Below are 19,856 nucleotides of genomic sequence, written 5' to 3'. Positions count from 1 at the left end.
GATGTGGGGTGATGGTGCTGGCGTGCCAGAAATTGGGTGTCGCTGCTACCCCCAAAGAGGTATTGCTGCTGGTGAGGTGAGGTGTCAGCATTTTCCCCAGCAAATAAAGGTTGGTCGTGCATGTTCGAGCCCTTTGCTACGCATACGCCTGCTTAACGATTTCATGACTTGTTTGCAGATCGCCGGTCTACATGATTTGGGAAGGACAGGGTTTGAGATCGCTCTCTTTCGAGCTTGGCCAATGTGTCCGGCGGTTCCGGGCTTGCTTGCGTATCGCGTTGGCTGCTTACCTGATACTGGCGGTGACGCCATCGCAGGCGGTAGAACCGGAGCGCTTGCTGTCGAACTTCCACCATACGGCCTGGACGGCAAAGGACGGGGCGCCAGCAGATATCTGGGCCTTGGCGCAGACCCTGGATGGCTGGCTCTGGATCGGTTCCTCGGCGGGCTTGTACCGCTTTGATGGTGTGCGCTTTGAGCGGATGGAGGCCATCACCGGCCACAAGCTGCTGTCCGGTAATGTACTGGCGCTGATGGCCGACGGCGATGGCGGACTCTGGGTCGGGTATCGCTTCGGCGGCATCAGTCATTTCAGGGCTGGCCAGGTTTGGCACTATGGTGAGCACGACGGGCTGCCGCCGCGCAGCATCCTGGCCATCGACAAGGCGCAGGATGGCACTGTCTGGGCGGCGACCAGCAATGGTATCGCCTTCCTGCGCGATGCGCGATGGCAGATGCTGGGGATGGAGGTGGGGTTGCCCGATGACATAGCGACCCAGGTCGTCTCGACCTATCCGGCTGGTTTACTGGTCGGCACCCGTCGATCCGGCGCCTACTTGCGGCCCCCTGGACAGACTCGTTTCCATAAGCTGGCGCTTGACGATAGCGCCAATGTCTTCCTGGTCACGCCGGATCAATCCCTGCTGGCCGCCAACGATGCGAGCGGTCTGTTCAAGTTTTCCGATACGCGCCAGCAATTTTCCGCCCTGCCGTTGCGTGGCGAGAAAATCCAGCGCAGCGCGATGCTGGTCGACAGGGAGGGCGCGCTCTGGACGGCGACGACGGGTGCCTTGCGACGCTCCCTGCTGCATAGACCGGATAGCGCAGCGCAGTATCTGTCTGTTACCCAGGGTTTAAGTGGCGAGAATATCCAGGTCATGCTGGAAGACCGGGAGGGCAGTGTCTGGCTGGGTACGACCGGTGGGCTGGACCGTATCCGCCGCAACAAGCTGGTCTCGGCCCCCTTGCCGCCAGAGCTGCAACATCTGGGCATCACCAAGGGTGAGCGCGGCGCGGTGTGGGCGGGTGGGGCGCCTTACCTGGTGGAGATCGCCGCCGATGGCCGACAGACCCGGCATGAACATATCCTGCCGACGACCCTTTATACCGATCCTTCCGACGTGGCCTGGATCGGGACCAGTGAAGGCATCTGGCGGTTCGAGGGTGGGGCGTCGTCTTTCTTTGCCCTGCCGTCGAACATGAAGGGTTCCGATATCCAGGCGCTGAGCCGGGATGGCAAAGGCGGCCTGTGGGTATCGGTCGCTGGCAAGGGTATCTACCTGCTCAAGGACGGCCAGTGGATCGCGCGTGGCGGCCGGACCGATTTGCCCGACGGGGCGGCCATCACCATCCTGGTGGATGGTGCCGGGCGGGCGTGGTTTGGCTTTCCCGGCGACCGGATTGCATTGCTGGAGGCAAACAGGGTGAGGTTGCTCGGTAGCGAGCAGGGACTGAGGGTGGGCAACGTGCTGAGCCTTGCCAGCCGTGGTGATCGCGTCTGGGTGGGGGGCGAGGGCGGTGTGGCCTATTTTGACGGGACGCGCTTTGTGCCGCTGACAGGGCGGCATGGCGAGCCGCTGCTGGGCGTATCCGGAATCGTCGAGACCGCCGCCGGCGATGTGTGGCTGCATGGTATCGAGGGCATCAGCCGGGTGACGGCTGCGGATCTGCGGCGTTATGTGCAGGCACCGACACTGGGCGCGCCGCTGGAGCGCTTGAACTATGAGGACGGTCTGGTCGGCGTTGCCATGCAGATACGACCGGTACCCAGCCTGATCGAAGGCAGTGATGGCCGCATCTGGTACGTTACTTCGGCGGCCGCGGGCTGGATCGATCCGTTGCGGATACGTCGCAACGCCCTGGCGCCCCCGCTGGCCATCACCAGTCTGATGGCGGACGGCAAGGTGCATCCGCTCGCCGCCGCCAATGTGCTGCCCAAGGGGACCAGCAAGCTGCATATCCGCTTCGCTGCCTTGAGCCTGACCATTCCAGAGCGGGTACGTTTTCGCTACCGGCTGGAGGGTGTGGACCGGGTGTGGCAGGACCCGTCGGGCCGGCGCGAAGCGTTCTATACCAATCTCGGGCCAGGCAAGTATCGCTTCACGGTGCTGGCGGCCAACGAGGATGGCGTCTGGAACGAGACCGGTGCCTCGCTGGCGCTGGAGATACCGCCGACCTTTGTGCAGACACCCTGGTTTGTCCTGCTGGTCATCGTGATGGTGCTGGGCTTGTTGTACCTGCTCTATTTGCTGCGCTTGCGGCAGGTGACGTCCCGCATCCGCGAGCGGGCCCATGAGCGCCAGATCGAACGGGAACGCATCGCCCGGGCTGTGCACGACACCTTGCTGCAGGGTATGCAGGGGCTGATGTTGCGATTGCAGATTGCCGGCAAGCACGCCCATACCGATGCGGACAAGGCCCAGGCCATGATCGAGCAGGTGCTGGACCAGGCGGATCAACTGATGGCCGAGGGGCGGGACCAGATCATGGCGCTTCGGGCGGACATCCAGTTTGCGGATGGCATACCGCGGGCTTTGGGCCTGATTGGTACGACTCTGGCCGATGAACACGGGAATTTCTTCCAGTTGCTGATCGAAGGTGAGCCCCGCGATATCCAGTGTGCTGCCCGCGATGCCATCTATGGCATAGGCCGCGAGGCTTTGTTTAATGCCTATCGCCACGCCCAGGCCCGCAAGATCGAGCTGGAGCTGATCTATGGGGCCGAGCATCTGCAACTGCGGATAGGCGATGATGGTCGTGGCCTTGATCAGGCGGAGCTGGAGGCGGCGCAGCGCCCTGGGCATTGGGGTTGGGCGGGGATGCGGGAGCGTGCCGACCGAATAGGTGCGCAGCTCGATATCTGGAGTCAGCCGGACAAGGGAACCGAGGTGGTGCTGAAGGTCCCGGCCGAGCAGGCCTATGCGCCGCAACGCAGCGGGTTCTGGTCGGTGCGGCACAAACCGGCCTGAGACGAACAGCCGTGCGGCACCAGATCGGTGCCGAACGCGCGCCGCAGATCCCGCTAAGTCATCTGTTAGGTTGTCTCCGTAGAGTAGCGAGACTGTCAGCGACCCGCTTTTCATCCTGATGACCCGTAATGAGTATTGCAGGTGCAGGGTCCTGCAGGCAGGGACCGACAAGGCTTCCCTCGCCTGCCTGTCGCTCGTTGATTCCTCTGCGCTCAGATAACCCGGTGCATGATCAGCGATCAAATTGAAGCCGACATCTGGGCGGCATGACTCCTGCGTGACCGCCATGGTGACGATACGGCGTACGGCGGTGCGATGCAGTCGGTGGTGGCGCGCTATGCGGATCGTGTGTTCAAGGGCGCAATGCTGGGGCCGGGCATGCGCCTGCCGGATGTCGGTACCGGAGATGGCCCGATTGCCTCCCGAGTCATCGAACGGGTCGGACCCGACCTGCAGGTCGTATTGTTCGACGTATCGGCACCCCTGCTGACGCACGCCGAAGCGCTGGCCCGGCGCCGAGGCGCGGAAAGGCAGTGTACTTTTCTGCAGGGCAGCGCCGATGATCTGCGTGCCGTGTCCGATGCGTCGGTCGATGTGGTCACGACTCGCGCGGTACTGGCCTACCTAGCCGACAAACCTGCAGCATTGGGCGAATTCCATCGTATCCTCAAGCCGGGCGGCAGGATTTCCATCGCGGAGCCGTTTTCCAGGATGACGCCTTGGCTGCCTGCGCGCTGCGCAGGCTGGTCGATGGCATGCAGGCGGTGTCCCCGGACCGTTTCCTTCCCTTGCTGCATCGCTGGAAGGCCGCGCTGTTCCCCGATACCAAAGAGAAGATGGCAAGTGATCCGCTCTGCAACTACTCCGAGCGTGATCTGCTCGGCTTTGTTCAGGCTGCTGGCTTTGCCAGGTTCATGTCGATGTGGACCCCGTCATCGTGCCGAGCTGGGAGGCCTTTCTCGGCAGCGCCCTCCATCCGTTGGTACCCACCCATGGCGCGATTCTCGCCATGCATTTCAATGCAGAGGAGCGCCGGTTCTTCGAGCAGATTGTTCGACCCAGCATTGAAACGGGCCAGTTCCAGGGCTCGGACCGTATTGCCTACCTGACCGCGATCAAGACGCCCGGTTGACCCGTTCTGATGGCCGTGCTGTGTACCGGCAGTACCGGTTTTGCCGGTCGGAAGGCCGGGGCTACGAGGACGGGTGGCCCACCTGTGCCAGCAAATGGGCGACCAGGGCCTTCACCTTGTTCGAATAGCGTCGATTGGGCAGGTAGGCGAGATAAACGCAGATCTCGTCCAGCGTCGGGCTGATCTGCCAGTCCGGCAATACCTGCTGCAGTGTGTGTCCGTCCTGCTGTTCCACCATCCATCTTGGCAGCAACGCAATACCTTGCCCGTCTATGGCTGCCTGGTAGAGAAGATCAAGGCTGTTGGCCAGCATGCGGCCCGTCACGAGAATGTCGGCATGCTCGACCTGCCGGTTGAACAGCCAGCGCTGTGGGCCGGACGTATAGGCAAAGCGCAGGCAATGATGTGCGGATAGCTCATCCGGACGGGTGGGCATTCCCATTAGGGACAGGTAGGCCGGGCTGGCCACGAGGATGCGAGGATTGTCGGCCAGCCTGCGAACGATCAACTGGGGTGTATTGGCCGGCGTACCTATCCGGACGGCGAGATCGACGCGTTCGGTGGCGAGATCGACATAGGCATCGGAGACCAGCAGATCCAGCGTCAGCTTGGGGTGGGCGGCCAGAAAGCGATTGAGCGGTTGTGCGAGGCAAAGCCGGGAGTAGGTGACCGGCACCGAGATGCGCAAGTTGCCTGTCAGCTCGCTGCTGCTGTCAGCGACGCTGTCGTCGGCCAGCCTCAGGTCGGACAGGATGCCGCCGACCTGCGCCAGATAGGTCGAGCCTGCATCGGTCAGGCTGACCTGGCGGGTTGATCGCGTCAGCAGGATGGTGCCCAGTGATGCTTCCAGTGCGTCCATCAGGCGCGTGACCGACGAGGTGGCCATGCCCAGCTTGCGCGCTGCCCTGGAAAATCCCTCCGCTTCGGCGACTGCCACAAATGTCCGGATTGCCAGCAGCTTGTCCATGCGGTCACCTTTGCTATTTATACAATGCTGGATTGCATTTTAGCCATATTCTCCGCGATCGGCGCAATAGGTAGGCTGACCTCGATCCAAATCATCCGGGGGGCACGCCCCCTGATCCATCCGGTCACCAAGGAGCTGCCATGAAGCTGGAATCCCTCGCCCTCCCCGCCGGCAGTGCCGGCCTCAGCAGGGGCATGATTGCCCTGTTCGCTTTCTGCTGTGGCGCCATTGTCGCCAACATCTACTATGCCCAGCCCATCATCGCGTTGATCGCGCCGGATGTCGGCCTCTCGGCCAGTACGGCCGGGCTGGTGGTCTCGCTGACCCAGATCGGCTATGCCGCTGGGCTGTTCCTGCTGGTGCCCCTGGGCGACCTGCTGGAGAACCGTCGGCTGATGATCACCACCGCGGCGGTCTCCATCCTGGCGCTGGGCGCCGCCTCGTTTGCGCATGGCGGCAGCGCCTTCCTGCTGGTTTCGCTATTGATCGGCATCAGTTCGGTATCGGTCCAGATGTTGATCCCGCTGGCTGCGCATATGTCGCCTGCGGCCTCGCGCGGCAGCGTGGTCGGCAGCATCATGAGCGGCTTGCTGATGGGCATTCTGCTGGCTCGCCCCATCTCCAGCTTTGTGGCAGACCACTGGGGTTGGCGTACGGTATTTTCCGGCGCCGCCGTACTCATGGTGCTGATCACGCTGGCCTTGGCCTGGCTGTTGCCTGAGCGTCAGCCAGACCATAAGGCAAGCTACGCCAGCTTGCTGCGCTCGCTGATCGGCTTCGTGGTCAACATGCCGGTACTGCGTGAACGCTCGCTCTATCAGGCGAGCCTGTTCGCCGCTTTCAGCCTGTTCTGGACTGCGGTGCCGATGGAGCTGATGCACCACTACCAGTTCTCCCAATCCGGTGTGGCCCTGTTCGCGCTGGTGGGCGCCATTGGCGCCGTTGCGGCACCCATCAGCGGTCGCCTGGCCGACAAGGGGTACACGCGCGTGGCAACGATGGCCGCGCTGGCGCTGGGGGTGCTGAGTTTTCTGCCGAACGTGTTGTTGCCGGGTCTGGGCGCGATGGGTCTGGTACTCACCGGCGTGGTGCTCGACTTTGCGGTGCAGATGAACCTGGTGCTGGGGCAGCGTGAAATCTATGCCCTGGACCCCCAAAGCCGCAGTCGGCTGAACGCGGTCTACATGACCAGTATTTTCCTGGGAGGGGCACTGGGTTCTGGCCTGGCGGGTGTGCTGTATGCGCAGGGCGGCTGGCTATGGATCGCCCTTGCGGGTTCGGCGTTCGCCCTGATGGCGTTGGGGCGCAATATCGAGGTATCGAGCAGGGGCTGAGTCGAACAGCCCGGCGTGCATGCGATGCCGCCGGGCGGACTCCTTGGTCAGATGCGAAAGTGTGAGGACAGCTCCTTGAGCTGCAGGCCCAGCCTATGCAGTTGTTCCGAAGCGCTGCCGGCCTGCCGTGAGCTGGCCATGTTCTGCGCGCTGACGCGATGGATATTGCCCATCGCCACCACCAGTTGCTCTATGCCAACCAGCTGCTGCTGTGACGATACGGCGATCTGGGTCGCGACCTGGGTGCTCGCGGACAGGCGCTCACTGAGGAAACGAATGGCGTCACCCGCCTGTGTGGATTGCTTCAGCCCGCTTTCGGCCGCACGGCTTCCCTGCTCCGCCGCGAACGAGGCGCGATTGATGGCCCGTTGTATGTCCCCAAGTATCTGGGTCACGTTGACGGTAGCCTTTTTGGACTGGTTTGCCAGTCCCTTCACTTCCTGCGCCACCATGGCAAAGCCCAGGCCGTAGTCACCGGCCTTGGCCGCTTCCAGCGATGCATTGACGGCCAGGACGTTGGACTGCTCGGCCAGGTCGTTCACGGTGGCGACGATCTCGGCGATGGCCTGTGTCTGCTCGGTCAGCCGCAATACGCATTCGCTGATGAGTTCCGCCTGCTTGTGTGCTTGCAGCATGCTGGCGACGGTCTCGTCGACCGCCTGCTTGCCCTCCTGCGAGACCATCGCCGCTTCCTGCGAGGAGGTCGAGAGCGTACGGGCTTGCTGGCTGGCCAGCATGGCGGCCTGCTTCACTTCTTCTGCACTGGTTGCGGTCTCGATGACCGAGGTTGCCGTCTCCTCGGTGGCGGAGGCGATCTGGACGGCACCGGCGGCGATCTCGCCCGAAGACGCGGCGAGCATGTCGATCCCCGCCCGTATTTCGCCGTTGAACTGGCGAAGATTCTGGACCATCTGGGCCAGTGCGACGCCGAGTATGTCTTCGTCGGAATGCTGTTCGAGCTTTACCGTCAGATCGCCGCCGGCTATCTGCCGGGCCAGCTCGGCCTTGCTTCGCAAGGAGGCCACCATGCGGCGAAAATGCTCGGTCAACTTGCCGATCTCGTCCTGCCTGTGGGTGAGGGCAGGCTCGCAGGATAGGTCACCGTTGCTGATCCGCTCGGAAATATCCGCCATATCCCTCACCGGCCGCGCGATATGGGCGGTAAAGAACAGGCCCAGCGCCACGACGATCACGCCGGAAACTGCCACACCCAGGAGAATGGAATCCATGCTGCGCTTTGCGGCCTGGGCCGCCGCTTCATCGCGCACCTGCTGCAGGGTGTTTTCCTCATGGATCATGTCGCCGACCTGGGTCCGGATACCATCCATGGCGGTTTTTCCCGCGCCGGTCTGCACCAGTCCGAGTACGCCTTCGAAGCCTTGCTCACGGCGTAGCGTGATGCTCTTCTGCATCACGGCCAGTTTCTGGTTGATCAGGGGCTCCAGCTTGTCGAGACGCCGCTGCTGATTGGCGTTACTCGCCGTCAACTGGCGTACCGACTGCAATTGTCCCGGTATGCGGGCGGTGCCCGACAGATAGGGCGCCAGATAACGCTCGGAGCCTGTGATCGCATAACCGCGCGTACCGGTTTCCGCATCCTGAATCGAGGAAAACAGTTCGTTCAGCTTGATGGTGACCTGGTAGGTGTGCGCCACCCAGTACGCCGACTCGTTGGCTCTGGCCTGATTCCGGTACGCCATGGCGGCCACAAAGAAAATGACCAGCAGGATCGCCAGATAGCTCAACCAGAGCTTTGCCCCTATCGTTGCCTTCATGCGTGATTCCTCCTGGCCCTTCGCGGCTTTGCTAAGGTATAGCGAAGTATCCGGGACAAAGCCATGCACCCTTCGGCCGCCGCCATGACGAGCGGACGGGAAGATCTTTTTTGCAGAATCAATCGCTTGGGAAGCCGCGGGGTCGTGTCTTGCGGAGCGCCAGCAGAATGGCGGAGCGGAAATGCAAAAAGGCTCCAATCGACTTGGAGCCTTATTCTGCGCGGTGGTGCCCGGAGCCGGAATCGAACCGGCACAGCTTGCGCCGAGGGATTTTAAGTCTCGTTTTTTGTCCGTCTTTGTCCGTCAATGCCCGTCAGATCAAGGCTGCGGCCGTCTTTGGCCGTCATTGTACGGCTATGCGGTTGGAAGTTTGTTGGAGGCGAATGACAAGGCTATTAGCATATTCAGGCTGTAAACCTACTTGACACGATGGGGTAGACTGCTCAAAATTGAGTTGTCTGAGGGCTGGAGGCCATACCGTCACACAGTCGAGTGCCGCTATCTCCAGACTCAGACAAAATCATTCTAATGGGCCGCGTAAGCGGCCCATTTCATTTCTGCCATAAAGTCAGTCCTTGCTTCCCCCAGCGAGCTATCGCATCTTGATCCTCTTTTGGATAGGCGCTCGCAAGCCAGTGCACGTTGGCCTTTTGGTATGAGTCCGGCTTGTCTACCTTGATTGCAGCAATAACAGGGAAAGACCGAGCAATCTGCGCCGTCAAAACAATAATGCTACCGTCATCATGAGTGGCCGACTTATAAATAGCGGTTGGCTCACAAAGATGCCCATGCAGATTAGCAATCATGCTTGGGGTGAGACCATGATCAAAAATCATCTTTTCGATAATTTTTACTGATGTGACTACCTGTAGCTCGGGTATGCCGAGATCAGTACAGAGTTGCGCAGGTAGAGAACCGAAAGACGCCTGATCACGTCGAAACTGATCCGAAATGCTGCCCTCTGAAGCTTCTTGCTGAATTTGGCGGACAAAATCTAGTGATATTGAATGACGATGCATGGGGTATCTAGTGAACTCAACAATGGCGCTTCGTAGCCACGGAAGCTGGCAAGTGTAGCTGCGAGCTCTTCCGTGGCGAAGAAAAACCTTCCTCGACTTTCCGGGGCGGGATGAGAGTGCTACCTTCGACACACATATCTAGGCTGCAGATCGATGCACCTGTGTAAACGCCCCCTTCAGGGGCGAGCCCGAATCGGATAGCGCTTATCCGCCCCAACCCTCTCTTAAGGCGGAGAGTGCTCCCTACGTCAAAGCAAAGTAAATCCCCGCCCGACGGCTGCAAGCAGCCGACGGATCGAGAATTGACTTTCCTTTGACTCCGGAAGCGGGTGGCCGCATGAGGGGTGGGGGAGGTGACCATCCAAAAGGATGGCACTGCCTCACCAGCGAGCACTGATCATGGCCGTGTACAAGACCGCAAGAACCGTCGAGTTCGTAGTGCGCATCGAAGACAAAACAAACGGAGATAGAGCTTGAAACGGTCATCCATTGTGGGGGCGGCGTCGCGCCAACAACCCCGCAGCACAGAACTTGAAGCACTGGTTACCCAAGTCCAAGCCATGGTCGATGAACCAGGCTTTGACGCAGCAAAGTGGCTAGATGACTGGGTCAGGCAGCCTGTGCCTGCTTTGGGTGGAGTGCGGCCGATAGAGTTGCTCGATACAGCAGAGGGATTTGAACTGGTAGTGAGCACTCTCGCCGCAATCGAAAATGGTGCCTATAGGTAGTTTGCTGTCCGAGCGGCGTAGGTGCTTACGCTTCACAAAAATATTATCAGGATAATAATATTTTCCGGCCGGACCGCGTGGCCGCACAGGCTTGGCATTCTTGCTAGTCAGATGCTTAATATTGAAGATATGCAAAATGAATAAAAGATGTAGTGCTTTGATATTTAAATGAAAACTTGGAATGTGCGTTAACGCACATTCCCCGAGAACCGAGCAATCATCCGTGCATCAACACCGACTCCAAGAGGCCGCGCTATCGGATTGGCTCTAGCCAAGCAGCCCCTTGGACAGGTTACTTGGAACGCAATTTTCATAACTAAACCCTATTAAATTGAAGAAGTAACAGAAGAGTGGTTTTGCTACTTGTGTTGCTGTTAGAAAATCGCCAGCCAAGCAACCCGCCGGATGCCTTGGTGACTTGCTGTTCATCCAGTCCACCGATGATGACCAGTTCCCCAAATTCCGCTGTCAGGTCAGTCTCAAGGTCGCGCTTGAGCAGCGTTGGGCTGTCGATGTTGCTGGTCTTGGTGACGGCAAACGACGATAGGGTTTGATGGACATTCGCATGCACCGTATTGCCCACCTTCACGGGCTTGATGCTGAGGATTAGCCCGCTCGGCCTGTAGGTGACGGACTGAAGGGCTTTGCCGGTATTGTCCGTAGTGATCTGCCCCAGCACGGGCACATCCTGGCCGACGTTCAACTGGCCCTGCTTGCCGCTCACAATGCGCAACGTGCTTGTGTCCAGAATGCTGAATCGGCTGTCCTGCGATAGAGCCGATAGGACAGCATCTACACTTCCAGTTTTTAGGCTGAGTGCGTTGGCAAGCGGGCTATCTCCGAATTGAAGCGAAAGCCGACCACCCAGAACCTTTAGCGCCCCGGCCAAGCCTTGGCCGTCATCGCTTGTGGCGGTGTATTCGACGATCGAGGCCCGCACCGACAATTCATCTACCGGTTGGTCGTACTGCTCTGCAATGGTACGTGCGAGCGCCACTCGTTCTGGGTTGCCCACCAGCAGCACGCTGTCGTCAGCAATCGTTTGCACACTGCCGCCAGCGAGGATGGAGCCCAGCACCTTTGCCAGGTCGCCTACGGGCCGATTGTGGCTTCGAAACAGAAAGGCACTTTGGGCGTCTGGCTTGGGCGGGGAGCTCTCGTGTGGGAGAGCCGCATCGCTTACGCCTGATCCGGGCTTTGCTGGCGTCCCCGATGCTGCACCAGAACCGGCGTCGAAAACATGGACACCGCTCTTGATCGTATGGCGGACACCTCTGCCCGCCAGATAAGCATCAAGTACCTGACGCACGGCTTCTGGTTCGGCCCCTTTTAGGTTCAGGGTTACCAAAGCGCCTTTTATGCTGTCATCCAGCAGGTATGGCTCATGTAAAACCTCGCCATAGACTAGGGTAAGCACCTGAGGCAACGGTACCGCGTTGAGATTAAAAGCGTACCCAGCCTGCGGACGTTGGACCACATCGCCGGCTTTCGTAAGAGGCGAGACCAGGAGGAGTACAAAAACCAGGGACAGCCTAGTGAGTATGAAGAACATGGGAATAACCATCCTCCAACTTCACGTAGTAATCGCCGCCCACAACCGTCACATCGAAGGTCTGATGAACATGCCCGGTCTTATCCAAGAATGACAGCGTGCCTGTGGGCGCCCTCACAACCCCGACCAGATCTTCAATGGCGTTCTCGGTTGCTGCGGCAGTCTTAACCGACTCTTGCTTTCGATAGCCTGCGACCCAGCCCGCGGCAGTAATCGCAACAGAGCCGATGACCAGGCCCGCGACAAGAGCGGAGCGTGCGTAAGGTTTGACCAGTGCAAATTTCGACATAAAACGTCCTTTCAGATGCCAAGGGGGTAGGACGCAACTCGCGCCCTCGTGGATAACGAGATCGATCGCGCCGACTTCGTGATCGAGGTCGATCAGCTGCCGTGTGGAATAGGCTTCGAACAGATCACTGCCGCGGAAAAAGTCGCGATCGGCGATAACGGCGTTGCGATCGAGGCCGTAACGGGTAACCGCCACATGCACACGCGGCAGCTTAAGTTTGATGCCGATGGCGGAAAGGCCTGGGATGTTGAGGCGGTCCATACGACGTACTGTCACGCCATACTCGATCAGCGCCTCGCGAATCTGCTTATCAATCAGCGCGACGTTCTGAACGATGAACACCACGTCCCAGCCAAGCTTGCGGCTGTGCAAGAACCACTTGATTAGCTCATCGCGGCCTTTCTGGTTGTAGGTACGGGCATTCAGAATCGCCCCGCACTCATCCAGGATGAGCAAACCGTTTTTCGTTTCGTCGGTTGTTGGATTGCCGATGCCGATGGCCTGTAGGTCTCGCAACGCAGGAGAGTCCGGAATACGGAGCAACTGGATATCGCTTTCGTCCCGCCAGGGATGCGCGAACGACTCCGCGAAAATATCGAAGTTGGCGGCAACCCTATGCGCCTTGAGTAGGCGTTCTCGTGCCTGCGATACGGCATAGAGAGTTTTGCCCCCGCCTAGCTTGCCGGTTACGGCCCAGACTGGCATTTGTGTCCCCTATACAGTCGGCTGGAGAACATGAGCCATGTTCCAGCGATAGAGATAGACAGCCAGATCCGCTGCGACCATGGCCGAGCAGCAGACTTCCCAGTTTGCAGGTAGGACGAGATTGAGGCCGACCAGCAGCCAATGTGTGAGGCCACTGTTTGGAATGACGACCATGAGGCCAGCAATCAGGCCACGAATGGCCACCCACAGTGCGGCCAGTGCAGCGAGGAACACTGTCATTGCTGCGACAAAAACTGCGGCTCGTTTGCCAAGCCAATTGGCGAATGCGGCAACCAACGCACCGAAGACGCCTTCGAGAAACAGGGCAAGGAATGGCATAGCTCAATCCGTAGCAGTTGGAATTTCCGACGACATGAATCGGCGCCAGATGTAAGCGACGGTGAAGACGTACAGCAGGAAGGCTTCTACCTGCTTGCCGATTACAACCAGGGGGTTTTCGCATACGTCTAGAGACAGCGAACCTGCGCTACTGGACAAGTAGCCGAGGTCAATGACGATCGGTTCACATGCAACGCTGGCTAGGCCGAAGCGGAAATCGGTCCAGTACTGGGACGTCTCGATACCATGGTCGTTGTTGTTGCTTGTGACGCTATGGTTGTAAGCGTCGGGCAGCGCATTGATTGCGTTATCAAGGGACGTGTGATCGATGCCGGCGCCCTTGAAGCCACTATCGTCAATTGCACAAGGAGGCTGACCAGCACCGCCACATGCGGGACCTGTCGCTGAGGAACCAGTGTTGCCAGGTGTGTTTCCATTGGATGGCCCGACGATACCGCCACCACCAGTCTGGGTTGTCGATGAAGGTGGATAGCCGTTCTGTCCAGGGTCGTAGGGGCCAGTCTTCACACAGGTCATTGAACCTGACGCGCCCTTGTCCTGGCATATCGTGAACCCACCGTCGCTGTTTGGAGTAACGGACCAACCTTCCCGGTTTCCCCCAGCATCAATTCCGGTCGTGGTCAGCTTCTGCGGGTTGCTGCTATCGCCGCTTTGAAGACGCTGAGCTAGGCCATCGCACGCGGGGTTTGCCGCATCAAAAAGCATCTTCTTTGCGGTGCTGTCCCAGAGTATTTCGCAAGTAGTGCCAGTCGGCTTCCGCACAGCGGAAGGAACCGCCAAAGTGCATCCGCTGCTACCAAGCACATAGCCAGCGTCACAGGTTTGATCCTGAATTTGGTAGCCAACAAGGTAGTTAGTGCCATCTACAGACCCACACCAGCCGGGAGTCCACCCGCCACCCAGTTGATCCTGTTGTGTCGTGGCTGACGGACAGGAGTTGTTTGCCTTGGGGTTTGAAGGATCGGTAGCCACCAGTATCTTGAACCGGCGATCCTGAAGGGCACTTTGGCCGCTTGAACCGTTGATATACCAACGCGACATTCCTGCACCACCAACGCTACGAACAAGATCTGGGTAGCTAGATGGCGCCAGTGATCCACCCTGCTTGTTTGTTGGAATAGCGGCCTTCGGGGTTACGTCGCGTGACGTAGGTGTTGGGTCGTTAAATTTGCTCGGATCAGGGTTTTGACGTTTTGCATCAGGCCGAAGGTCTACCTTCATCGGCTGATTAGGGTTGAATCCGCTCGTGCTGGGTTGAGCTGTTGATTTGCAAGATGTGAAGCTGGTGAAACCATTGCACTCATACCAAAGTACGCCTGAGAGGACTCCGGTAAGGCCAATCGCAACATCCGCGATCAGCATGTTAGTACCAGTAATTAGCCAAGCCCCGGCGGCCGCACAGGCTATGTTGATGCCAGGCATGAGGCAAATGACGCCAAAACCAAACAGTCCTGGCAGTAGGCACATAAGGGTTATGGTGACGACTAATTTCCGATAGCGCATCGCAGCCTCAAATCAAAAAATGGCCTGGTGATTCACCAGGCCAGCAGTGCAGAAATTACTTGGCACCCTTCTTCACCCAACGCCAGGCGAAACCCATCCCGAACACCAACACGAGCAGCGGGACGATCTTGGCGAACGTAGTGCCGACACCGGTCATCACGCCGGAGATCAGCGCGTCGATGGCTGCGCCGAGCGGATCTGCGGTGTCGGCATGTGCAGCAACGCCGGCCAGGATTGCAATGGCGGGGATAGCGATGCGGGTGTGCTGGCGATTGGCCAGCGAGATCAGGGCTTGTAGCTTGGTCTTCATAAAAAGCTCCTTTTGAGGTTGAGGTGGTACTGCGGAACTACGAGTCCTGGGACAAGTCGCCCAGAAATCGCCTGGCCCAGGACACGGTAAAACCGACGACCCAGCCGATTGCCCACGCCGTAAACAGCGCGGCAAAAAATTGCGCTACCGACGAGGGATCAAATTTCACGATTGCTAGACCCCTTGCCGGCATTGAAGCCATGAGCGAACGACAGCAGAAAACCCAGAGCTAGAAGGAACGACGCGATACCGCCAACGGGTTCAAAAAACGCCTTGATGGCGGCAAGTAAGTCGATGAGCTGTTGAGCCTGATCGGAGGTCATCAGTGCACCTGGCACCAGAACTCGAAGATCACGTATTCGCCGCGGTGGAGGTAATCGTCGGCCGTGGCCAGCGCTGACTCCACGTCGTCGAATACACCCGCCTCTGTCACGAGCCGCGTGTAGCCCACATCACCCTCCTTGTGGGGATACAGGAACAGGCCCGTTTCCTTGTCTTGGACGATGAAGGCATGGGTGAGCATCAGAACTCCTTGGCACCCTTGCCTGCGACGACCTCGGCGACTTTGCCGGCGTTCTGCTGCACGACGGGCTTGTAGTCGCGCACTACTGTCTTCACGACCTTGCCGCTGGTGACGTTCTCGATCACCAGTTCAGCCTCATGCGGAAAGGGGAGGTGCTTAACCTTCTGGAAAATTTCCGAGGTGCCTGCTTTGTACTCGACCGTGGCATAGCCCTTGGCGGTACCGCGCGTGTCGTCGAGCGGGGTGATAACGAAGATGCTTGCAGTGTCGATGTGGCTGCCGTCGATATCCCCGGAAAAGGACTTGATGCCCAATACGGTGGCTTTGACGACTTGCTTGGGGGTTTCGAATGCGAACATTGGCTTTGATTCCTACCGGCATCTAAGCCATGGCCCCGTCGGCCGGGAGCGACGGGTGGCGTGGAGATTCGGGGAACGCCATCTCGGCTAGTTCTTCGAGCGAGTGGGCGACGGGCGTGAGGGATTCGATGGTTTCGTGCGCAACGTCGAGCACGTAGCGCTTCATACGGCGCGGTGTGTCATCGCGGCGGACCAGTTCGAGCACGGCGGATGCGGAGCCTTCGACTTGCTCAGCAAAGGCCAGGGCAGGGCCGCATTGGCGTTTGAGCCAAGCAAGCATGGTTTGATAGCTGGTGTTGGCTTCGCGCTTGTAGGTCTCGATGCGTGTTTGGTGCTCGTCGATCCAGGCGAAGGCGGGGTAGGCGGCGGCGAGGTATTCGCCGGGATTCAGGAGGATTTCGAACGGGATCACGCGATCCACGCTTTTGAATTCGACTTCGATCCGCACCCAGGGCGACTCAGGCGAGCCGAGCTGCATGCCCTTCTCGTAGACGCGGCAGTACTTCCCGTTGGCACGATGGCCGATATAGGCAGTACGGCCCTTGCCATTAGGCTTGTGCCAATTGCCGCGCCGCTCGCAATCGGGCTGCATGACATGGCAGACGAACAGGCCGGCTTCGTAGTCCTCCAGCGCGCGGTCTACCGTGTAGCGCTCGCCGGTGAAGTCGTCATGCGCCACGTCCACGCGCGTCAGGCGCGGTTGGATGGCGACGTGGGTGAGGAAGTCATACAGCTTGGCTTGCCAGCCTTCGCTGGCAGTCGTCAGGGCTTGGCTGTTGAGCATCACCAGCATCGTATCGCGCTGGCCGCCAATGCAGACGAAGCCCAGGCCGTCACCAATTTCGTAGGCTTCGTGGTAGAAATTTCGGCCTTTTTCGCACTGGCGGGTTACGACCCATGCATCCCCGCCGATGCTGCGGAGCTTGTGCGACAACGAGATCACCATGTCGCGGTTCTGTGGCGTCGTCGCACCCAGCCGTTCCCAGCAGGTCGAGGCATGAAAGGTGACGTTGATCCAATCGATGATGGCCGTCTGCCCCCTGCCCGGCACTCGAACCAAAACCTCTTTCAACTTCCCGTCACTCAGCACAAGCCGCATCGGCTCGATTGTTTCCGCTCCCCCCGTGATTACTGTAGGGGCGGCGGCTGCGCCGGCATCGGCACCAGTGCGCCCACGCTGCGCGTGGTACGCCCTGGCACCATCTGCCGGCTCTTGCGCACCCGATACCGCCGCCGCGGCTAACCCTGTCCGGGTGAGTTCACAAGCCTGCTGAATCGAGAGAGGTTGCATGGCGGCCTGGATGCGAGCCCATTCGGCTTCGCAGGCAGCAGCAGTGGCTTCGCGGTTTGCGCCTAGGCGTGAGGCCAGTTCGCGCTGATCGATACCGTGGTCGAGGCGTTTCGAGTTCATCATGCGCCTCGCTCGTCGGCGAGCCATTGGCGCATGTCCACCAAGGACCGTTTACCAATTCGATGGGTGCGGATGCGACCGTCACGGATCCACCGTTCAAGGGTGTCTTCTGTGATGCCTACAAGCTCGGCAAACCGAGCGCGGGTCAAAAAGGGAACGAAGATGAGGTCCACAGGGCTTCCCATGCTAGCCAAACATGGACTAGACTTTATCTGGCCTATTTAGATAACTAAAAGGCCAGATAAAAGAGATCTCTCCCCTTGAAAGCTAGTTAACTGGACTTGTACATGGACAACATCGAGAAGCGAGCGCGGAAGCCGAGAGTTAGCCAGACGGCTAGGGAACTATCCATGGCCTATGCAGTGGCCATGAAGCAGGTGAGTGGAAGAACAAATGCTGAGATTGAAGAGGCGCTTAAGATAGACGAATCGCCTGCGGGAAATCGCTGGAGCCGATACTGCTGCGGGAAAAGGACGCTTACGGAAGCGCAAAGGAAGGAATACACGCGAAAAGCTGTAGAAGCAGGCCTAATTCCACAAAAGCTATCCGGAATCATCAGCCTAGACGCGCAAAACGCTTTGGGATGGCGCCTGGAAGGGCGAACCTTGGAGAGCGTCCAAGGGGAGTACCACTGGCTCATGCTGAAGCAAAAGAAAATGGAGGAGGCTGCTCGTAAATGCGTTGATGCGATTGATGCCCTTAGGGCAGTAGTGGAAGGGCATGAAGAATACTGGGCTGTCGGCCACGAAGACTATGCATATCAAAATCAGAATGACCTTGAGTCTCCCGAAGCGTGGCGCTTGGTTCTAGGGCATCAATTCGAGTTTGAAAAGGAGCTTGCAACCATTCGCGAGAAGATATGCGCACTGAATGCTCGCTATGAGTTCGTGGCCAAGAGGTTACCGCTGGCATGAGCATCAAGAAACGACCAGATGGGAAGTGGGCTGTGAACGTTCAGCCTGGCGGCAGAACTGGCCCGCAGTTCAAGCGCATCTTTGATACGCAAGCCGAAGCCAAACAGTTCGTCGTCTACGTCCAGTCTAAGCATGCCGAAGATCCCGAGTGGAAGCCGGCAGCTAAGGACAAACGCCGCCTCTCCGACCTGGTGAACAGTTGGTACGAGGCCCATGGCCGAGCGTTACGCAGCGGCACGAGTCGTTTCGGCAAGCTGAAGGCGATGTGCGAAGCGATGGGTGATCCGTTGGCGGCCAATTTCACTGCCGAGGACTTTGCGGATTTTCGTGCCCAGCGTCTTGAGGCTGGCGTTTCGATGAACACGGTCAATCATGACCACGCTTATCTCCGGGCTGTGTTTCAGGAGCTGGTACGGCTAGGCCAGTGGTCGAAGCCCAATCCGTTGAAGACAGTGCGAGCCTATAGGATTGTTGAGCGGGAGCTGTCGTTCCTGACGCGCGAGCAGATCGACGTCTTGTTGGCCGGAGTAGAGCAGTCGGCGAATCCGCATGTGAAGGTCATCACCAAGGTCTGCTTAGCGACCGGCGCAAGATGGGGCGAGGCTGAGCGCCTGACCACGAACCAGGTACGACATGGCGTAATCCAGTTCGCGATGACGAAGTCTGGTAAGACGCGAGCGGTGCCGATCCAAAAGGAGCTTGAGCGCGAACTCAATGCGCACCATAAGGCGCATGGGGAAGGAAACCGGTTGTTCGGCCCATCGTATAACACGTTCTGCGATTTGCTCGATGCGACCGAGATCGTGTTGCCGAAGGGGCAAGCGACCCACGTGTTGCGCCATACCTTTGCCAGCCATTTCATGATGAATGGCGGCAACATCCTCGTTCTGCAAAAGGTACTTGGGCACTCAACGCTGACGATGACCATGAAGTATGCGCACCTCGCGCCCGATCATTTGCAGGAGGCCAAGCTCCTGAATCCGCTGTACTTCCAAATATCTGCGTCGGAAGAACGTCGGAAGCCAGAATGACAAAAGGACCGCGAAGTTTTCGCAGTCCTTTTAAATTCATATACTTAGATGGTGCCCGGAGCCGGAATCGAACCGGCACAGCTTGCGCCGAGGGATTTTAAGTCCCTTGTGTCTACCAGTTTCACCATCCGGGCGGATAGGGGGTAGTGGAGGCGGGTACCGGAATCGAACCGATGTAGACGGATTTGCAATCCGCTGCATAACCACTTTGCTAACCCGCCGTTAGCCACAGACGAAAAAGGGAAAGTCATGCTTTCCCTTTTTCTTTTAATCTGGAGCGGGAGAAGAGTCTCGAACTCTCGACCTCAACCTTGGCAAGGTTGCGCTCTACCAACTGAGCTACTCCCGCATTTCATGACACACTGGCGAACAAATTAGCAATTTGGAGCGGGAGAAGAGTCTCGAACTCTCGACCTCAACCTTGGCAAGGTTGCGCTCTACCAACTGAGCTACTCCCGCTTCGTTTGCTGCTTTGTTTCGCTTCGTGTGTTACGAAGAGCCGCCATTATAGGCACCGAAAAAATGCTGTCAAGCAATTGTGACGAAGATTTTACCGGGCTGGCCAGGGTGTTTTGCTAAGTCGCTGTTCCGTAAGAAAACGAGCCCGAAAATTTTCTGCGTGACGTGTACAAGTGTGCCGCAGCCTGATCGGCTACCCGGGGCGCGAGGCATAGCTACTGTTGTAGACGGATTTGC

Annotated in this window: 19 protein-coding genes, 4 tRNA genes and 1 pseudogene; 7 read left to right on the top strand and 17 right to left on the bottom strand. The window is 58.8% G+C overall.

What is annotated here, in order from left to right:
• The first annotated feature begins 266 nt into the window (after nucleotides 1–266).
• From ACYVHK_RS14970 to ACYVHK_RS14960, 3 genes and pseudogenes are all read left to right on the top strand, one after another.
• Nucleotides 267–3,248 carry a ligand-binding sensor domain-containing protein gene (locus ACYVHK_RS14970; protein WP_460533648.1) on the top strand — a complete coding sequence of 994 codons (2,982 nt, stop codon included), beginning with the start codon at nucleotides 267–269 and terminating at the stop codon, nucleotides 3,246–3,248.
• A gap of 315 nt (nucleotides 3,249–3,563) precedes the next feature.
• Nucleotides 3,564–3,953, top strand: a pseudogene (locus tag ACYVHK_RS14965) (class I SAM-dependent methyltransferase); the annotation flags it as partial.
• Nucleotides 3,954–4,170: 217 nt separating this feature from the next.
• On the top strand, nucleotides 4,171–4,380 hold the full coding sequence (locus ACYVHK_RS14960; protein WP_460534072.1) for a hypothetical protein: 210 nt from the start codon (nucleotides 4,171–4,173) through the stop codon (nucleotides 4,378–4,380).
• A gap of 61 nt (nucleotides 4,381–4,441) precedes the next feature.
• On the opposite strand, the gene ACYVHK_RS14955 is transcribed toward ACYVHK_RS14960, so the two are convergent.
• Nucleotides 4,442–5,347, bottom strand: coding sequence for a LysR family transcriptional regulator (locus ACYVHK_RS14955; RefSeq protein WP_460533645.1), 906 nt, complete (start codon nucleotides 5,345–5,347; stop codon nucleotides 4,442–4,444).
• Nucleotides 5,348–5,487: 140 nt separating this feature from the next.
• On the opposite strand from ACYVHK_RS14955, the gene ACYVHK_RS14950 reads away from it, so the two are divergent.
• The gene (locus tag ACYVHK_RS14950) at nucleotides 5,488–6,681 is read left to right on the top strand and encodes an MFS transporter (protein WP_460533642.1); all 1,194 of its coding nucleotides are present in this window, start codon (nucleotides 5,488–5,490) and stop codon (nucleotides 6,679–6,681) included.
• A 47-nt stretch (nucleotides 6,682–6,728) separates the two neighbouring features.
• Here the strand turns inward: ACYVHK_RS14950 and ACYVHK_RS14945 are convergent, their stop codons facing one another.
• Complete coding sequence (locus ACYVHK_RS14945; RefSeq protein WP_460533639.1) at nucleotides 6,729–8,456, bottom strand: methyl-accepting chemotaxis protein; 1,728 nt, start codon at nucleotides 8,454–8,456, stop codon at nucleotides 6,729–6,731.
• Nucleotides 8,457–9,007: 551 nt separating this feature from the next.
• Complete coding sequence (locus tag ACYVHK_RS14940; RefSeq protein ID WP_460533636.1) at nucleotides 9,008–9,475, bottom strand: MuF-C-terminal domain-containing protein; 468 nt, start codon at nucleotides 9,473–9,475, stop codon at nucleotides 9,008–9,010.
• Between the two features lie 560 nt (nucleotides 9,476–10,035).
• On the opposite strand from ACYVHK_RS14940, the gene ACYVHK_RS14935 reads away from it, so the two are divergent.
• A complete protein-coding gene (locus tag ACYVHK_RS14935; RefSeq protein WP_460534062.1) occupies nucleotides 10,036–10,203 on the top strand; it encodes an antitoxin Xre/MbcA/ParS toxin-binding domain-containing protein in 168 nt (55 codons plus the stop codon).
• A 316-nt stretch (nucleotides 10,204–10,519) separates the two neighbouring features.
• On the opposite strand, the gene ACYVHK_RS14930 is transcribed toward ACYVHK_RS14935, so the two are convergent.
• The 10 genes from ACYVHK_RS14930 to ACYVHK_RS14885 form a co-directional block, all read right to left on the bottom strand.
• On the bottom strand, nucleotides 10,520–11,755 hold the full coding sequence (locus ACYVHK_RS14930) for a type II secretion system protein GspD (RefSeq protein ID WP_460533633.1): 1,236 nt from the start codon (nucleotides 11,753–11,755) through the stop codon (nucleotides 10,520–10,522).
• Nucleotides 11,736–12,749, bottom strand: coding sequence for a P-loop NTPase family protein (locus tag ACYVHK_RS14925; RefSeq protein ID WP_460533630.1), 1,014 nt, complete (start codon nucleotides 12,747–12,749; stop codon nucleotides 11,736–11,738). The genes ACYVHK_RS14930 and ACYVHK_RS14925 overlap by 20 nt, the downstream gene beginning before the upstream one ends.
• A gap of 9 nt (nucleotides 12,750–12,758) precedes the next feature.
• Nucleotides 12,759–13,088 (bottom strand): DUF5455 family protein, encoded by a 330-nt coding sequence (locus tag ACYVHK_RS14920; protein WP_460533627.1) that lies wholly within the window; start codon nucleotides 13,086–13,088, stop codon nucleotides 12,759–12,761.
• A 3-nt stretch (nucleotides 13,089–13,091) separates the two neighbouring features.
• Nucleotides 13,092–14,471, bottom strand: coding sequence for a hypothetical protein (locus ACYVHK_RS14915; protein WP_460533624.1), 1,380 nt, complete (start codon nucleotides 14,469–14,471; stop codon nucleotides 13,092–13,094).
• Nucleotides 14,472–14,667: 196 nt separating this feature from the next.
• The gene (locus tag ACYVHK_RS14910; RefSeq protein WP_460533621.1) at nucleotides 14,668–14,922 is read right to left on the bottom strand and encodes a hypothetical protein; all 255 of its coding nucleotides are present in this window, start codon (nucleotides 14,920–14,922) and stop codon (nucleotides 14,668–14,670) included.
• A 158-nt stretch (nucleotides 14,923–15,080) separates the two neighbouring features.
• The gene (locus ACYVHK_RS14905; protein WP_460533618.1) at nucleotides 15,081–15,245 is read right to left on the bottom strand and encodes a hypothetical protein; all 165 of its coding nucleotides are present in this window, start codon (nucleotides 15,243–15,245) and stop codon (nucleotides 15,081–15,083) included.
• Entirely contained in the window at nucleotides 15,245–15,445 is a 201-nt protein-coding gene (locus ACYVHK_RS14900) for a hypothetical protein (protein ID WP_460533615.1), read from the bottom strand. The genes ACYVHK_RS14905 and ACYVHK_RS14900 overlap by 1 nt, the downstream gene beginning before the upstream one ends.
• Entirely contained in the window at nucleotides 15,445–15,804 is a 360-nt protein-coding gene (locus ACYVHK_RS14895) for a hypothetical protein (RefSeq protein ID WP_460533612.1), read from the bottom strand. Before ACYVHK_RS14895 ends, ACYVHK_RS14900 begins: the two co-directional genes overlap by 1 nt.
• A 22-nt stretch (nucleotides 15,805–15,826) precedes the next feature.
• On the bottom strand, nucleotides 15,827–17,218 hold the full coding sequence (locus ACYVHK_RS14890) for a replication initiation factor domain-containing protein (RefSeq protein ID WP_460533609.1): 1,392 nt from the start codon (nucleotides 17,216–17,218) through the stop codon (nucleotides 15,827–15,829).
• Nucleotides 17,215–17,400, bottom strand: a complete 186-nt coding sequence (locus tag ACYVHK_RS14885) for an excisionase family DNA-binding protein (RefSeq protein WP_460533606.1) — start codon at nucleotides 17,398–17,400, stop codon at nucleotides 17,215–17,217. Before ACYVHK_RS14885 ends, ACYVHK_RS14890 begins: the two co-directional genes overlap by 4 nt.
• A 102-nt stretch (nucleotides 17,401–17,502) precedes the next feature.
• Between ACYVHK_RS14885 and ACYVHK_RS14880 the strand changes: the two genes are divergently transcribed.
• Nucleotides 17,503–18,129: a hypothetical protein gene (locus ACYVHK_RS14880; protein WP_460533604.1), complete on the top strand. Its 627-nt coding sequence runs from the start codon at nucleotides 17,503–17,505 to the stop codon at nucleotides 18,127–18,129.
• Nucleotides 18,126–19,160 carry a site-specific integrase gene (locus ACYVHK_RS14875; protein ID WP_460533601.1) on the top strand — a complete coding sequence of 345 codons (1,035 nt, stop codon included), beginning with the start codon at nucleotides 18,126–18,128 and terminating at the stop codon, nucleotides 19,158–19,160. Before ACYVHK_RS14880 ends, ACYVHK_RS14875 begins: the two co-directional genes overlap by 4 nt.
• Before the next feature lie 49 nt (nucleotides 19,161–19,209).
• On the opposite strand, the gene ACYVHK_RS14870 is transcribed toward ACYVHK_RS14875, so the two are convergent.
• From ACYVHK_RS14870 to ACYVHK_RS14855, 4 genes are all read right to left on the bottom strand, one after another.
• Nucleotides 19,210–19,294: transfer RNA gene (locus tag ACYVHK_RS14870), tRNA-Leu, on the bottom strand.
• A 13-nt stretch (nucleotides 19,295–19,307) separates the two neighbouring features.
• Nucleotides 19,308–19,381, bottom strand: a tRNA-Cys gene (locus ACYVHK_RS14865).
• 52 nt (nucleotides 19,382–19,433) lie between these two features.
• Nucleotides 19,434–19,509 (bottom strand) — tRNA-Gly (locus tag ACYVHK_RS14860).
• Nucleotides 19,510–19,543: 34 nt separating this feature from the next.
• Nucleotides 19,544–19,619, bottom strand: a tRNA-Gly gene (locus tag ACYVHK_RS14855).
• Nucleotides 19,620–19,856: the final 237 nt, after the last annotated feature.

The organism is Chitinimonas naiadis, from assembly GCF_054780835.1.
Note: the sequence above shows the minus strand (reverse complement) of the source record. Positions and strands in the feature narration are given on the sequence as shown.

Coding starts and splice junctions, on each gene's coding strand:
- ACYVHK_RS14885 (WP_460533606.1), bottom strand. CDS start 17,400: ATGGGAAGCCCTGTGGACCTCATCTTCGTTCCCTTTTTGACCCGCGCT.
- ACYVHK_RS14925 (WP_460533630.1), bottom strand. CDS start 12,749: ATGCCAGTCTGGGCCGTAACCGGCAAGCTAGGCGGGGGCAAAACTCTC.
- ACYVHK_RS14950 (WP_460533642.1), top strand. CDS start 5,488: ATGAAGCTGGAATCCCTCGCCCTCCCCGCCGGCAGTGCCGGCCTCAGC.
- ACYVHK_RS14920 (WP_460533627.1), bottom strand. CDS start 13,088: ATGCCATTCCTTGCCCTGTTTCTCGAAGGCGTCTTCGGTGCGTTGGTT.
- ACYVHK_RS14895 (WP_460533612.1), bottom strand. CDS start 15,804: ATGTTCGCATTCGAAACCCCCAAGCAAGTCGTCAAAGCCACCGTATTG.
- ACYVHK_RS14905 (WP_460533618.1), bottom strand. CDS start 15,245: ATGACCTCCGATCAGGCTCAACAGCTCATCGACTTACTTGCCGCCATC.
- ACYVHK_RS14880 (WP_460533604.1), top strand. CDS start 17,503: ATGGACAACATCGAGAAGCGAGCGCGGAAGCCGAGAGTTAGCCAGACG.
- ACYVHK_RS14890 (WP_460533609.1), bottom strand. CDS start 17,218: ATGATGAACTCGAAACGCCTCGACCACGGTATCGATCAGCGCGAACTG.
- ACYVHK_RS14935 (WP_460534062.1), top strand. CDS start 10,036: ATGGTCGATGAACCAGGCTTTGACGCAGCAAAGTGGCTAGATGACTGG.
- ACYVHK_RS14940 (WP_460533636.1), bottom strand. CDS start 9,475: ATGCATCGTCATTCAATATCACTAGATTTTGTCCGCCAAATTCAGCAA.
- ACYVHK_RS14915 (WP_460533624.1), bottom strand. CDS start 14,471: ATGCTGATCGCGGATGTTGCGATTGGCCTTACCGGAGTCCTCTCAGGC.
- ACYVHK_RS14910 (WP_460533621.1), bottom strand. CDS start 14,922: ATGAAGACCAAGCTACAAGCCCTGATCTCGCTGGCCAATCGCCAGCAC.
- ACYVHK_RS14900 (WP_460533615.1), bottom strand. CDS start 15,445: ATGCTCACCCATGCCTTCATCGTCCAAGACAAGGAAACGGGCCTGTTC.
- ACYVHK_RS14930 (WP_460533633.1), bottom strand. CDS start 11,755: ATGTTCTTCATACTCACTAGGCTGTCCCTGGTTTTTGTACTCCTCCTG.
- ACYVHK_RS14945 (WP_460533639.1), bottom strand. CDS start 8,456: ATGAAGGCAACGATAGGGGCAAAGCTCTGGTTGAGCTATCTGGCGATC.
- ACYVHK_RS14955 (WP_460533645.1), bottom strand. CDS start 5,347: ATGGACAAGCTGCTGGCAATCCGGACATTTGTGGCAGTCGCCGAAGCG.
- ACYVHK_RS14875 (WP_460533601.1), top strand. CDS start 18,126: ATGAGCATCAAGAAACGACCAGATGGGAAGTGGGCTGTGAACGTTCAG.